This is a genomic window from Nocardiopsis rhodophaea (assembly GCF_039530945.1).
In the GTDB taxonomy this organism is placed as follows: Bacteria; Actinomycetota; Actinomycetes; order Streptosporangiales; family Streptosporangiaceae; genus Nocardiopsis_C; species Nocardiopsis_C rhodophaea.
Genome location: NZ_BAAAPC010000054.1, coordinates 1 through 1,099, shown reverse-complemented (window position 1 = coordinate 1,099; position 1,099 = coordinate 1). Strand labels below are relative to the sequence as shown.

Genomic DNA, 1,099 nt, shown 5'->3' with positions numbered 1-1,099 from the left:
CGGAAGCTGTCAAATCAGTTGAGACGTTCTATGCCGCGTGTTCTCCCAGGTCGGAGTTGCTGCCCTCGCCCTCGGGGCGGGGCGGGTTGATGTGGACGGCCTCCGGCAGCGGCGGCGGTAGGGGCACCCATCGGAACCGGTGCGGGCTCGCGGCGTAAGCGCCCTGGAGCACCCGGGTCCGCTCGTGCTGGACCTGGTGGGCGCTGTTGTCGTGCACCGAGGCCGGGGTGTGGAACCCGATCCCCGAATGGCGGTGGCGGTGGTTGTAGTACTCGAAGAACGCCACGCAGAACGCGCGCGCGTCGGTCAGGTTCGCGAACCGTTCCGGGAACGCCGGACAGTACTTGAGCGTTTTGAACTGCGCTTCGGAGAACGGGTTGTCGTTGGAGGTCTTGGGCCGTGAGTGCGAGCGCTCCACGCCCAGGTCAGAGAGAAGGTGCGCGACCTTCTTCGAGGTCATCGACGTGCCCCGATCCGCGTGCACACTGCGGGGCAGTAGCCCGCCGTTGGCCGCGACGGCGTCGGTGATGAACTCGCCGGCCAGAGTGTCGGACTCGCGGAGCTCCACGCGGTGGTGCACGGCCTTGCGGGAGAAGATGTCCAGCATCACATACAGGTCGAAGTACACCCCGGTGGTGGGGCCTTTGAGCTTGGTGATGTCCCAGGACCACACCTGGGACGGTCCATAGGCGGTGAGCTCGGGGCGCGTCCGGGGCGCGTGGCGGGCCTGGGCGCGGCGCTGGCGGACCTGGCCGTGTTCGCGTAGCAGCCGGTACATCGTCGCAACCGAGCACAGGTAGACGCCCTCGTCGAGCAGGGTGGCCCAGACCTGCTCGCAGGATTTGTCGGCGAAGCGGTCGCTGTGCAGGGCGGCGAGCACCGCGTCGCGCTCGGCCGTGCTCAGGCGTGAGGGGTGGGCGCGGCGGGGGCCGTGGGCCGGTGGGGCGGGATTGCGGCGGCGGTGCAGGGTGGCCCGCGAGGTGCCGGTCAGTCGGCAGGCGGCGGCGGTTCCGGTGATGGGTCGCAGTTCCGCGGTGGCCTGTTCGGTCACGTGGCGGGCTTGTCGGGAGAGTCCGCGCTCTCGGAGAGCATGTCCAAG

1 protein-coding gene is annotated in these 1,099 nt (G+C 69.4%); it reads right to left on the bottom strand.

Going from position 1 to position 1,099, the window contains the following annotated elements:
* Nucleotides 1-28: 28 nt before the first annotated feature.
* Nucleotides 29-1,099: IS3 family transposase (locus ABD259_RS25615; protein ID WP_425573581.1), on the bottom strand; the 1,071-nt coding region annotated here is incomplete at its 5' end.